Consider the following 11,257-nt stretch of genomic DNA (forward strand, 5'->3'; position numbering starts at 1 on the left):
TCAATGACCTTATTTTAAGCCACCCCTAGTTGCTCAAACCAAAGCTTCTTCCCGCTTGCAATAAAGCGCGGCATGAGGCTGAGCAAATAATGCCGGTCCTCAGGGCCGTCCCACTCTTCGGGTAGCAGCGGATCCGTATTTAACGCCCATACTGCTTTTCGGCCAACACGAAGGAAGTGGCGGCAGGCTTCCCGTTCGGTGTTCCCATCGGTTGGTGTCGAGCTTATTAGAACTTCAATCTCGCGTGCGAGAGCCTGGAAAAGATCATTGCGAATCGACGTTCCCCAGAGCTGTTTCTCAGGCATGACAGAGAGGTCTGTTGCATGGAAAACCAGTGATTCGTTTGCCATGCCAAGCGCGCCCAACTCGTTGAGCAATTGCGGAAAAGAAAGATTAAGGTTTGCCGGACGCACAAAATAATCTCTCCGCGCTTCTACAAAGCCTCGATGCCAAAGCGCGTTTTCGTGTGAGCGCCAATCCGAACGATTGGACCGGGACACCAACTGCGTTGACGCCACCCACCAGTCTTTCTGCCACGACTTGACCAATTCTTCCAGACGCGTCCATCGGGACTGTTCATTGATCCAGGTGCCTGTCTTCGCCAAGTGCCATTCACCCCTTCGTGGACTTTCGATTAACCCATCTGTGGCCAGACGGCTTGTGGCAACCCGCATGGAGCCCGACTTGAAGCCCATGATTTCGCCGCTTCGGGCCAGCATGGGAGACGTAAGGGCAATATCGGCGGCAACCGACAGTACATCCAGGATGACCAGCCTGGGAGTCATTTCCGGTAGATCGAGTTTTTTCAAGTTGACACTCACGGTGGTAAAGTTACACTTAAATGCAATAGATGAACAAAAACGTAACAAAAGGATCAAGGCATGGCTTTTGAAAGTATTTCCTACTCGGTCGCTGACCGTGTTGCCACCATTATGCTGAATCGACCGGAGTCATTAAACGCCATCGACGCGAATATGCCGTCGGAGTTGGCACAGGCTGTCGATATGGCGAACCGGGACAAGAATGTACACGTGGTTGTTCTGACCGGAGCAGGGCGCTCCTTCTGCAGTGGTTACGACCTGAAGCATTACGCGCAAACGCCGGGTGCCAATGAGGGGCAGCAGGAGATGCCCTGGGACCCGATGGTCGATTTCGACCTAATGTACGGTAATACCGAGAAATTCATGTCTCTTTGGCGCTCCAACAAGCCCACCATTGCCAAGGTGAACGGATATGCCGTGGCTGGCGGCAGCGATATCGCGCTGTGCTGTGATCTGGTGGTCATGACCGATGAAGGCAAGATCGGGTATCCACCTGCACGGGTATGGGGTATCCCGACACCTGCCATGTGGGTCTTCCGCCTGGGCGCGGAGAAAGCGAAACGGATGCTGTTCACAGGTGACCTGATCAATGGCCAAACCGCCAAAGACATGGGGCTTGTTCTCGATTCGGTTCCTGCGGATCAGTTGGATGAAATCGTGGATCAGCTGGCGGATCGCATCAAGGGTGTGCCCAGAAACCAGTTGATGATGAGCAAGCTGATGATCAACTCCGCGTTCGACAACATGGGGCTGAAGACCACTCAGATGTTTGCATCCCTGTTCGATGGTGTTGCGCGGCATTCTCCTGAAGGCGTCTGGTTCAAGGAAAGGGCGGAGGAAGTTGGCTTCAAACAGGCCGTGCAAGAGCGTGATTCGGGCGATCCCATTGCGCCCGATGTCTCCAGATAACTACAAAAGCCGTTAACAAGGAGAGCAATGATGAAACCTGCAATTGAAAACAATAACGAACATGTCCGTGAGCTTTTGAACGAAAACCCCACCCCTCTGCAATTGCTTCGGCGCGCAGCCAGTCGTCATCCTGATAAGTCGGCCGTGGTCTACCTGCCATCTGCCGATGGTGCTGAGCCTCTGTCGGTGACATACAGCCAGTTGCTGGCAGAAACGGAAAAGGTGATGGCAGCGATTCAGTCCAGTGATATCAAGCCGGACGAGAGCGTTGCGGTGTTCCTGCCGCTATTGCCTCAGGCCATTTCTGCCCTGATTGCAGCATCCAGCGCTGCGGTGGCATTTCCGGTAAACCTTTTGTTGTCGGCGGAAGCGTTGGCTTCGCAATTCCGTCTGGCCAGGACACGGTTGGTTATTACCATGGGCGCCCATCCTGCCCTGGACGTGCGGGATCGCGTTGGCAAGGCGGTGAAGGCTACCGGCGACATCAAGCTGGTGGAACTCCCGTTGGCAGGAGAGGTATCGCCAGATAGTGTGAGCTGGGCAGACTTTCTGTCTCAGGGTGACCTGGCCAGCTCAGGGGCCGATCAGGATACGGACAGAGTGGCTGCACTTATTCACACTGGAGGCACCACGAGCGAGCCCAAACTGGCCGGCCTTACTCAAAGAAATCTGGCCGCAGGCGGTCTGATGGCAGCGGCAGGTTTTGGCTACAGCTTCGATGACCGGATCGTTAGTGGCCTGCCGCTATTCCACGTTGGCGGTCTGGTTGATGTGCTTTTGGCTTCTATTGCTGCCGAGGCAACGATTGTTTTCCCGACCGCGTTGGGCCTGCGAAACCCTGAGGTCATCAAGAACTTCTGGCCTGTTCTTAACCAGGTTGAAGGTACGATTATTGGTGGTGTGCCCACCATGTTGTCTGCGATCAGCGATGTCCCACGAAACGATCTGAGTGTTCCCACGCTTCGCGCTTCTGTGACCGGCGGGTCACCGCTGCCACTGGATCTGGCCAAACGTGTTGAAAAAGCCACCGGCTGCCCGGTTTATCAGCTTTATGGCATGACAGAAACGGCAGGTATCGCCTGCAATCAGTTTATCGACGGCGTGTTTCGCTCTCCCTGTGCGGGTAAACCGGTACCACTTGCGGAAATTTCACTGGGCAAACCCGGGGCTCCGCTTGAACCCGGTGCCTCCGGTGAGCTCTATGTCAGAGGTCCACAGGTTTTTGCAGGCTATCTGACAGAAAACGGGTATCACAAAGAGGATCTGGATGGCTGGATAAGCTCCGGCGATCTTGCAGTAGTAGAGGAGACCGGTGACATCCGGCTCACAGGCCGCTCGAAGGAAATTATCATTCGTAGTGGCCATAACATTGACCCGTTAGTCATCGAGGAAGTCGCCATGAGCCATCCGGCCGTTGCCGAGACAGCCGCGATTGCCATGCCTGATGCCTATGCTGGGGAGCTTCCGGTCCTGTATGTGCGATATCACGAAGGTGAGTCGGTAACTGACGCAGAGCTTGAGGCGTTTATCGCGAGGCAGATCAATGAGCCGCCTGCCCGCCCGAAGCTTGTCCTTCCCCTGGACGAATTCCCCTATACCCCGGTTGGCAAGATCGCGCGATATCGACTTCGTCAGCTGGCGGCGGAAAGAGCAGCACTGGAGATTCTGGAACAGAAGGGAATTAAAGGTGAGGTCGTTGCCAGAGATCCCCAGGCAAAAGAGATCGAGATACGACCGGAACAATCACTGAGCCAAGAGCAGTCGGAAGATCTTTTGGGCGCACTTCAGGCTCTTGGTTTGACGGGGCGGTTGGTGACGTAACTGCCACCTGGTACACGTTGTAACTTAAGGAATTGTTCAGAGCCTCGCGCACGGCCGGGAGCCATCATGCGCTCCCGACCAGAACAGGGTGGCCTGGTGTTACTCGCTGGTAGAATCTGGCGAAGAGAATGATCGTGTTGACGTGCCTGAAACAGCGACGAGATCACGGCAGTTGCCGAGGCACAGGGTGTCGAGATTCAGGAAGACGACGTGGTGCTTTTCCACACCGGCTCGCTCATTATGGTGGGTGAAGATAATGAACGGTCCGGTAAAGCCTGGCCCGAGGAGGGCGGCGTCGCCATGGGTGCCCATAACTGGGGCCTTGAGGTTATTCCATTCGAAGATAGCATGAGCTTTTTTGACGTTCATCAGAACTGGCTGGCCAAGAATGGTGTAAACCTTCTCGAAACTGTGGATACCTGACTCATGCCCTTGATGGTTCTGATTACCCAGATTGTTCTGCCGGTCCTCCTGCTGATCTGGCTGGCGTGGTTTCCAGCGGTCGGGTTGCTGGCGCTGGGGTTGCAGGTACTTTCTGTCGGCGCTGTGCTGCTGGGTATCGGGCAGGCGGCTTTGTGGACCATGCCTCCTTTCTGGGTGCCCTACCTGTATTACAGCGTGTTCGTGCTGATCGTGGCGTGGCATCTGTTCCGGGGGCGTTTCTCCGGGAGCGGCTTCTGGCGCGCAGGCGGTGGGGCCACAATACTTATCCTGATGGCGTTCGGGCTGGGTTGCATTGGTGTGTACATGGCTTCTCTGGCCTATCAGGGCAGAGCCTTGCCGCCGGTGGAAACGGTCGACATTGACCCACCTTTCGGACCGGGTACCTACCTTGTTGCCCATGGTGGCTCCACCGACATGGTGAATGTACACCTGAAAACCCTGGGCCCGGCTGTCGAACGTTTCAGGCCCTGGCGGGGGCAGAGCCGGGCCCTGGATATTTTCCGCATATCGTCCGCTGGCCTGCACAAGAGCGGGTGGGAGCCTTCCGACCCGGCCCGCTAAGCAACCTTTGGAACCCCGGTGTTGGCACCTTGCGACGGTACCATTGCCAAAGTGGTGGACGGCCTGCCCGACATGCCGGTCCCGGTGATGGACCCGGGCAACAGGGCCGGGAACTATCTGGCCGTGGACTGTGAGCGCTTCTTTGTGATCCTGGCTCACCTGAAGCAGGGCAGTATCCGCGTACAAACCGGAGACAAAGTTGAGTCCGGCCAGCCATTGGGCGAGATGGGCAACTCCGGGAACAGCTCGGAACCCCACCTTCACGTTCATGCCCAGCGGGGGCTTCCGGAAGCCGCGCCCCTCGGAGGTGAGCCGCTGGCGCTGACGATCAACGGGGTTTTTCCTGTGAGAAACGACAGGATTCACATAAAATAAACTAAGCCAGCAACAGTCTGTCCCCCCGTGAAGCATTGAATAACCGGATTATTATGTGAGGGCGAGATGAACTACTCAGAGCAGGCAATGAATACGTGGCGTCACCTGTCGCTGGATAACGCAGCGCACGATTATTCCGTGCTCGTGCATTATGCGACGCTGGCGGCATCCAGTCACAATACACAGCCCTGGCTATTCAAGCTGGAAGAAAACCGGATCAGAATTCTTCCGGATCTTTCACGGCGTTGCCCGGCGGTCGATCCTGACGACCACCACCTGTATGCGAGCCTCGGCTGTGCCGCCGAGAATCTTCTGCTGGCGGCGGAAGCGGCGGGGTTGAAGGGCCGCCTCTGCTATGACCCAGAGACCTCGGGTGTGCAGATTGATCTGCAGGAAGCACCCCCTTATCGGTCGCCTTTGTTCGAGGCCATTCCTGAAAGACAGTGTAGCCGGGTCGAATACGATGGATCAGAGCTGACTGCTGACCAGCTGCAGTTGTTAGAAAAGGCCGGGCAGGGCGATGGGGTTTCCATCCTGTTGTTCACGACTGATGATGAAAAAGAGCAGATTGCCCGATATGTGGCAGAGGGCAACAGCGCCCAAATTGGCGACGCTGCATGGATCCGTGAGCTGAAATCCTGGGTTCGCTTCAATGGGCGTGAGGCAGTGGCCAAAAGTGATGGTTTGTATGGGCCGCTGATGGGCAACCCGGCCGTACCCCGATGGCTTGGCCTATTGGCGATGCACTTCGGGTTCTCGGCGAAGAAGCAGAACCAGAAAGACCTCAGGCTCATCCGGAGCTCATCTGCCATTGCCGTACTGGTGTCTGAAACGGACGACAAACCTCACTGGATTGAGGCCGGCCGGTGCTATGAGCGGCTCGCTTTGCAGGCAACGGCGCTGGAGCTGAAGACAGCCTTCATTAACCAGCCGGTTGAGGTGACTCCATTGCGGGCGGAATTTGCCCGTTTTCTCGGGGCCGGAAACCAACGGCCAGATCTTGTGGTAAGAATCGGCCGTGGGCCTGATGCACCACGATCACTGCGCCGACCGGTGGAGCAGGTCATTGCCTGAAAAGCAATCCGCCAGAAGGTCGACGGGCCTGGCGTCAAACCGGCCTCACTCCTTGAGTGCCAGAATCCGCCTGGCGCCGGTGAGCACAATGATCCCGACGACGGTGCCGATCACCAGGTCCGGGTAGTTCGAGCCGGTCCAGGCAACCAGTGCCCCGGCCAGAATGACGCCCAGGTTGATCACCACATCATTGGCGGAAAATATCCAGCTGGCCTTCATGTGGGCGCCACCTTCCCGGTGTTTGAAGATCAGCAGCAAACAGGCGGTATTGGCGATCAATGCCAGGGTGGCGATGGCCATCATCATCACCGATTCCGGCTCGCTGCCGAACACAAATCGCCGGCCCACTTCCACCAGCACCCCCAGTGCCAGAATCAGCTGAAGCACGCCCGCTACCCGGGCTGCCCGCAACTGCATTTTTACACCGTGGCCGACGGCATAGAGGGCAAGGCCGTACACCGCCGCATCGGCAAACATATCCAGCGAGTCGGCAATCAGGCCGGTCGACTGGGCAATCAGCCCCATGGTCATCTCGACCACAAACATCAGACCGTTGATGGCCAGCAGAATCCACAAGGTGCCGGACTCTTCGGCTTCACCGGCCCTGGAAGAAGCCGCAGCCCGCACAGTCTCCGGGTCTGCCGGACGGGTTTCCCGGAGCGAGGCACCCAGGCCCAATGGTGTCAGCTTGCCGGTAATGGGCTCGGCCCCGCCATCATGAAGCACCTCCAGAGTGCGGCCAGACAGGTCGAACGAGAGCCCCTGAATACCTTCGAGCCCGCCCAGTGCCATGCGGATCATCCGCTCCTCCGAGGGACAGTCCATCTTTGGCACCGAGTAGACACTGACCCATTCGCCGGACGGGCCGGACGTCTCCAGGGAGGAGGCCTCATCAGTACCGGGGGTGTCACGGTTGCGTTGGTCGTTGCCGGCGTTGCTCATGGATAAACCTCAAAAGACTGTGATAGCGCGTATGTTATCGCCGACGAAACGTTCGGCAAGCAATTCTATTAAATGTGTGCCATTATGGCATACACATTTACGGCCTGATGTTGAGCGCCTATACTATCCGCGAGACAGTCATCCTCGGAAGGAGCAAGCAATGACCGTTGCTGCCGAAAGGTCCAAAGACACCCGGGTTGTGGCCCGCGTGGATCAGGAGACCCAACAATTTATTGCCCAGGCTGCTGAGCTGGCCGGCATGAGTGTCAGCCAGTTCCTGGTGGACGCTGCCCGATCCAGAGCCGAGGAGGTTGTTGACCGGGCCACACGTATTCAGGTTTCTGCCGAAACAGGCAACCGCATGCTGGATATTCTGGATCGGAAGCCAGGGAAGCCGTCGAGCAAATTGCTGCGTAACGCGACCAGCTACAAGGAAGCCGTGAATGACACTGAAACTGGTGGTCATCCAGAAGAGGCATGACCGGAAGAACTTTGATTGCGGATACCAGGCGCTGAACCAGTTTCTGGCCCGAAGCGCCAGAACATCCAGCGACAAAAGAATGACCCGGACCTACGTGCTGGAAGCCTCGCAGGACCCCGACACAGTCATTGGATTTGTGACCCTGACTTATACCAGCATCGAGATTCCGGACGAGTGCCGGCCCGGCAGGAACCTGAAAAGCCCGGTGCCCGCCTTGCTTCTTGCCAAAATGGGGGTCTCGAAACAGCACAAGGGCCAGGGATACGGCAAGCACCTTCTGACCTTTGCGATCAAGCAAGCGGCAGAAGTATCCAACCAGGTCGGCGGTGTCGGTCTTGTGGTAGACGCCAAGGATCAAAAGGCAAAGTCGTTTTACCTGGACCAAGGCGGTGAGGATTTTGAAGTGATCGACGACACCGGGCTCAAGCTCTGGTTACCAATTGATATCTGCAATGCGATAGCGCAGGCCACCCTGTAGCCATGCCTGACCAGAATCCGTTGATAGCGTTTACCCTCGGCACCGGCACCGATCACAAGGGCCGCACCATCGAGGACATTCTGGCCCTGGACGACTTCTGGCTGGAGCATACCCACGACTACATCCAGTGGCTGTTCCCTATTCCCGAGGCGGGGCGGTTCAACGGGTTTGCGCCGGTGCTGGACCAAACAGTGCGGGAGCGGTTTGCCAATGACCCGGTGATGCAGGCACAGCAGCGCCGCGCCCTGGATCGCATGCTGCGGTTCCTCGGATTGGTCCGACAGGAAACCACTATAGAAGCGGGCCCCGAGCTCAATCCCCGGGACCATATCTGGTTGAAAAGAGGTGGGCACAACCATTTGCGCCTGACTCGTATGATCCGGAGCCTGCACTGCTGCCATCAGCACGACCTGGCTGAGGGCCTCAAGACGGCAATCATCGGACTCGCCAGGACTCGCGGGTACGTTCGGGACGAAACCCTGGAATACTGGCTACGTGCGACAGACTGAGGACCGATATTCAGGTCCGGGTGCGTAGCTCCACGATCACAACCGAGAAAGGCTTGGTTTTTTTACCGCTTTTCTTGTCGTCGGCAAACATTTGGGGCAGGGCGGATTCCTCTCTCCAGACCGATTTTACCTTGCAGGTCATTGTTTTTCTGAATTTCTTCCTGCTGATCAGGCTGTCTTCCACAATCTCATCCAGCCTTTGCTGCCAGCTTTCCTGATCCCGCTCGGATTTACGCTTGGTGATGAAAACCAGGTAGTTGGTTTCAAGACGGCTTCGGGCACCGACACTGTCGGCGAGCAGAGCAATACGGTCGATATCATACCTCAGTGAGGTGAACTTGCTGCCTTTCTTGAACTCGATAATGTGGGCTGCTTTTCCGGATTTTTTGGTGAACAGCACCACATCAAACCGGCCGGAGGCGCGGGTCTCTTTCTTCTTGAGGAGTGATTTTTCGCCGGGTATCGACAAACTCCTGATAATTTGCGAAACAGAACCCTCCAGGCGATATCGGAAGTTGGAGAACTGATGATCAAAGTGCGCTGCAACACTGGTGCACATAAAGTATTCCGGCATATCACTAAGAGGTCTGCCGCAGGCATCCATTGCGTGCTGGTGTGCAGCCATCAAAGCCTGTTCAATATGCTCGACACGGTTGTTGCTGGAAGAACGGACCTGGGACATGATTCGGGTCTCTGGGGAGATAAATGAAAATCCGGCCAGGCAGTATGTATGCCGCTTGTCAGTAGAGCGATAACATTCTGAAAGATTTAACATTATTTTTGATGAGGCAGTTTCATGAAACTCGTCTGTATCTCTGACACCCACAGCCTGCATCGCCAGATTCCCGAGGTTCCGGACGGGGACGTGCTGATCCATGCCGGCGACTGCCTTGGTTCCGGCACCATTGAGGATGTCGCCGAACTGAACAGCTGGTTTCGACGCCTCCCTCATCCTCACAAGATCCTCATTGCCGGCAATCATGACTGGGTGTTCCAGGAAGCGCCGGAGCAGGCCAGGGACAGGTTGAGCAACGCGACCTACCTTGAAGACAGCGGTATCGAGATCGACGGGGTGCGCTTCTGGGGCTCTCCGTGGTCACCCACTTTCATGGACTGGGCGTTCATGCAGGACCGGGGCGAGCCGATCAACCAGTACTGGCAGCGCATACCTGACAATACCGATGTGCTGATCACCCACTCGCCGCCCCACGGGATCGCAGATCGGGTGGATACGGGCCTCGAGTTCGAAAACGTGGGATGCAGGGATCTGCTGGCAAGGGTGCGCCAGCTGAAACTGAAGGCCCATATCTTCGGGCACATCCACGAAGGCTACGGCGAATACGTCGAGGGCAGTACCCGGTTTATCAACGCCAGTACGTGCAATGTGCGGTATGAGCCGGTTAACCCGCCGGTGGTGGTTGAGTTGGGGCGGTAGTGTCCCTGCGACCGGGCCAGAAAAGAGGGCTGCCCCGGTGCTGGGCACTTACTCAATGAGTCCGAAGTGGGCAATGGTTCCAATGAACAGAAAAGCTATAACGGAACCAATCCAGGTATAGAAAAAGAGGCGCCCCAAGAATCGATCGAACCAATTCGTATGCGCATAAATGGGCCGCTCATCCGCTGCTGTAAAACTGAGCCGGGACTTTCGCAATCTAAGGCTCAGCCAGTGAGGGCGAGAGAGCGCGCCCGCAACATTGAGTATGTCCCAGCCACTAGCCAACTCCATTCCCAGTTTGTCGCGGACCTCCGGGTTCTTGCGCAGTCTTCTTACGGTGACCTGCCCAAATATCACGTAAAGCAGGGCCGCAAGAAACATGAAACCTGCAGTGATGCCCAATAATTGAGTGGATAAAGTCATTGCCTAGCCAGTCCATGATCGCGTCGTACCACTCCCCGGCACGAGCCTTGGTGAACAGATCGGCGCGAAACCTGCGCTATTGGTTTAGTGGCAGTGCCGGTTATACAGTGAATCGTCTGTCAGGCTGCATTGGCCGAGTGCCGCACGGGCGTCAGAGGAAGTGCTGGAGAGCAGGATTTCTGGCATGGTCAATTCCTTTTTGGCTGGCCTCGCCGAGAGCCAAAGCTCTCTGGCGAAGCGTAACTTCATCCATGGAGTTCGCTTTTGCTGACTGGAATATAGCACCAATGGAAAGCGGGTCAAAGCATGGTTCATCTGGTTCTGGATCGGGTTCCGGAACCCGTGTAGGGGCCAATGCCTGATTCGTCATCACCCGATAGAAGGCTGAGCAATGAACATTCTCTATATTCACGGCTTTGACTCCTCCGTCAAAGCCCAGAGCCCCAAATACGATGCTCTCGCAGAACTGGGAAAGGTCACGGCCATCGCGCCGGACTACGCCGAGGGCAGGGCAGCAGCCGTTGAGCTGGCAACCCGAACGGTCAAGGAACTCGATATCGACCTGCTGGTCGGCACCTCCATGGGCGGCTGGCTGGCTGCGCAGATCGGTGAGCAGGAAGGGCTGCCCTTTGTCGCCCTCAACCCGAGTATTGAGCCCCACCTGACCCTGGATAAATACGTGGGCAAGGACCTACAGGGCAAACTGTCCCATGAAGCGGTGAGCAGTTATGGTCCATTTCCGGTAAAAGGGCGAGGCATGGTGATTGTGGAGCTCGGTGACGAGGTGATCGATTCACGGCGTACCGTCGAGACATTGTCACCCCATTTCCCGGTTATACAGTTTTCTGGTGGGGCCCATCAGTTTGAGAAGGTGGACGAGATTGTGGCGCCGATTCGGGAGTTTCTGAGTAAGAAGTCGGCAATTTGATATGATTTTTCATGGTTTTACATTTCATAACAGCAAGCTAATTGCCCCATGTGTCT

16 protein-coding genes are annotated in these 11,257 nt (G+C 56.4%); 11 read left to right on the forward strand and 5 right to left on the reverse strand.

Features of this window, described 5'->3' with window-relative positions:
• Nucleotides 1-14 precede the first annotated feature (14 nt).
• On the reverse strand, nt 15-809 hold the full coding sequence (locus IE079_RS03580; RefSeq protein ID WP_189573025.1) for a hypothetical protein: 795 nt from the start codon (nt 807-809) through the stop codon (nt 15-17).
• A gap of 72 nt (nt 810-881) precedes the next feature.
• Here IE079_RS03580 and IE079_RS03585 point away from each other — a divergent pair, with 72 nt between their 5' ends.
• From IE079_RS03585 to IE079_RS03605, 6 genes are all read left to right on the forward strand, one after another.
• Nucleotides 882-1,730, forward strand: coding sequence for a crotonase/enoyl-CoA hydratase family protein (locus tag IE079_RS03585; RefSeq protein ID WP_189573027.1), 849 nt, complete (start codon nt 882-884; stop codon nt 1,728-1,730).
• Between the two features lie 27 nt (nt 1,731-1,757).
• Nucleotides 1,758-3,551: an AMP-binding protein gene (locus tag IE079_RS03590; RefSeq protein WP_189573031.1), complete on the forward strand. Its 1,794-nt coding sequence runs from the start codon at nt 1,758-1,760 to the stop codon at nt 3,549-3,551.
• A gap of 210 nt (nt 3,552-3,761) precedes the next feature.
• On the forward strand, nt 3,762-3,974 hold the full coding sequence (locus IE079_RS03595) for a hypothetical protein (protein WP_189573034.1): 213 nt from the start codon (nt 3,762-3,764) through the stop codon (nt 3,972-3,974).
• 3 nt (nt 3,975-3,977) lie between these two features.
• Nucleotides 3,978-4,556, forward strand: a complete 579-nt coding sequence (locus IE079_RS18755; RefSeq protein WP_227712300.1) for a hypothetical protein — start codon at nt 3,978-3,980, stop codon at nt 4,554-4,556.
• A gap of 18 nt (nt 4,557-4,574) precedes the next feature.
• The gene (locus IE079_RS18760) at nt 4,575-4,931 is read left to right on the forward strand and encodes a M23 family metallopeptidase (protein ID WP_227712301.1); all 357 of its coding nucleotides are present in this window, start codon (nt 4,575-4,577) and stop codon (nt 4,929-4,931) included.
• 66 nt (nt 4,932-4,997) lie between these two features.
• Nucleotides 4,998-6,005, forward strand: coding sequence for an Acg family FMN-binding oxidoreductase (locus tag IE079_RS03605; protein WP_227712302.1), 1,008 nt, complete (start codon nt 4,998-5,000; stop codon nt 6,003-6,005).
• A gap of 45 nt (nt 6,006-6,050) precedes the next feature.
• Here the strand turns inward: IE079_RS03605 and IE079_RS03610 are convergent, their stop codons facing one another.
• Nucleotides 6,051-6,947: a cation efflux transmembrane domain-containing protein gene (locus IE079_RS03610; protein WP_189573037.1), complete on the reverse strand. Its 897-nt coding sequence runs from the start codon at nt 6,945-6,947 to the stop codon at nt 6,051-6,053.
• 160 nt (nt 6,948-7,107) lie between these two features.
• Here IE079_RS03610 and IE079_RS03615 point away from each other — a divergent pair, with 160 nt between their 5' ends.
• Genes IE079_RS03615 through IE079_RS03625 form a run of 3 tightly spaced genes read left to right on the forward strand, consistent with a single transcriptional unit; the run spans nt 7,108 to nt 8,415 of the window.
• The gene (locus IE079_RS03615; RefSeq protein ID WP_189573040.1) at nt 7,108-7,428 is read left to right on the forward strand and encodes a type II toxin-antitoxin system TacA family antitoxin; all 321 of its coding nucleotides are present in this window, start codon (nt 7,108-7,110) and stop codon (nt 7,426-7,428) included.
• On the forward strand, nt 7,391-7,906 hold the full coding sequence (locus IE079_RS03620; RefSeq protein ID WP_189573043.1) for a GNAT family N-acetyltransferase: 516 nt from the start codon (nt 7,391-7,393) through the stop codon (nt 7,904-7,906). The genes IE079_RS03615 and IE079_RS03620 overlap by 38 nt, the downstream gene beginning before the upstream one ends.
• 2 nt (nt 7,907-7,908) lie before the next feature.
• Nucleotides 7,909-8,415: an opioid growth factor receptor-related protein gene (locus IE079_RS03625; protein ID WP_189573046.1), complete on the forward strand. Its 507-nt coding sequence runs from the start codon at nt 7,909-7,911 to the stop codon at nt 8,413-8,415.
• 10 nt (nt 8,416-8,425) lie between these two features.
• On the opposite strand, the gene IE079_RS03630 is transcribed toward IE079_RS03625, so the two are convergent.
• The gene (locus tag IE079_RS03630; RefSeq protein ID WP_189573049.1) at nt 8,426-9,097 is read right to left on the reverse strand and encodes a hypothetical protein; all 672 of its coding nucleotides are present in this window, start codon (nt 9,095-9,097) and stop codon (nt 8,426-8,428) included.
• A gap of 114 nt (nt 9,098-9,211) precedes the next feature.
• Between IE079_RS03630 and IE079_RS03635 the strand changes: the two genes are divergently transcribed.
• Entirely contained in the window at nt 9,212-9,850 is a 639-nt protein-coding gene (locus IE079_RS03635) for a metallophosphatase domain-containing protein (protein ID WP_189573052.1), read from the forward strand.
• Nucleotides 9,851-9,898: 48 nt separating this feature from the next.
• Here the strand turns inward: IE079_RS03635 and IE079_RS03640 are convergent, their stop codons facing one another.
• A complete protein-coding gene (locus IE079_RS03640) occupies nt 9,899-10,273 on the reverse strand; it encodes a hypothetical protein (protein WP_189573055.1) in 375 nt (124 codons plus the stop codon).
• 151 nt (nt 10,274-10,424) lie between these two features.
• Nucleotides 10,425-10,685 (reverse strand): hypothetical protein, encoded by a 261-nt coding sequence (locus IE079_RS03645; RefSeq protein WP_189573059.1) that lies wholly within the window; start codon nt 10,683-10,685, stop codon nt 10,425-10,427.
• Here IE079_RS03645 and IE079_RS03650 point away from each other — a divergent pair.
• On the forward strand, nt 10,665-11,201 hold the full coding sequence (locus IE079_RS03650) for a YqiA/YcfP family alpha/beta fold hydrolase (protein ID WP_189573063.1): 537 nt from the start codon (nt 10,665-10,667) through the stop codon (nt 11,199-11,201). The genes IE079_RS03645 and IE079_RS03650 overlap by 21 nt on opposite strands.
• Nucleotides 11,202-11,257: the final 56 nt, after the last annotated feature.

It is taken from the genome of Marinobacter zhanjiangensis (genome assembly GCF_014651935.1).
In the GTDB taxonomy this organism is placed as follows: domain Bacteria; phylum Pseudomonadota; class Gammaproteobacteria; order Pseudomonadales; family Oleiphilaceae; genus Marinobacter; species Marinobacter zhanjiangensis.